General features: G+C 78.6%; 1 protein-coding gene. It reads left to right on the top strand.

The window, feature by feature from the left end; translation table 11 throughout:
* A partial coding sequence (locus OZN99_RS33215) for a hypothetical protein (protein ID WP_270939422.1) occupies nucleotides 1–576 on the top strand: 576 nt, incomplete at both ends.

Below are 576 nucleotides of genomic sequence, written 5' to 3'. Positions count from 1 at the left end.
GCACAGGGGGGCGGCGCCGGCGTGCCGGAACCGCTGCGCGGCGCGTGGTTCGCCGGCGACTGCGCGGACCCCAGCGCCATGCTCGTGCTGACCGGCCGCGCCGCCGCGCGGGTGGAGGCGGAGGCGCCGGCACGCCTGTTCCGCTTCGCGGAGATGGGCCAGGCCGCCGGCTACACGCTCGGCACCGGCACCGGCGCGGAGGCGCCTCGGCTGATGTTCCGTCCCGCACCGGAAGGTCTCGAGACCATCGAGCCCGAGGCGAAGACGCGCGACGATCGCCTGCCGGGGGAGGCGCGCCCGGCCACCTGGCGGCGCTGCGAGTCGCCGCCCGCGGCGCTGGCCACGCTGCATGGCGAGGGCATCGCCTTCCTTGCCGACCTGGAGCATCTGGAGGCCGCCTGCGGCGCGGGAACGCCCGGTGCCTGTGGCGAGGCGATCCTGCGCCAGGGCGATGTCAGCGGCGACGGGCGCCTTGCGCCGGCCGAGCTGGCGCGGCTGGCGCGCGGCGCGGCCTGGGTGCTGGCGGTGCAGGAAGGCGCGACGCAGGACGTGCTGGCCGGCGCGGTCGGCGCCGGC

Origin of the sequence: Falsiroseomonas oryzae, from assembly GCF_027856955.1 — a bacterium.
Taxonomy (GTDB): Bacteria; Pseudomonadota; Alphaproteobacteria; order Acetobacterales; family Acetobacteraceae; genus Falsiroseomonas; species Falsiroseomonas oryzae.
This window is presented reverse-complemented; position numbering and strand designations above follow the sequence as displayed.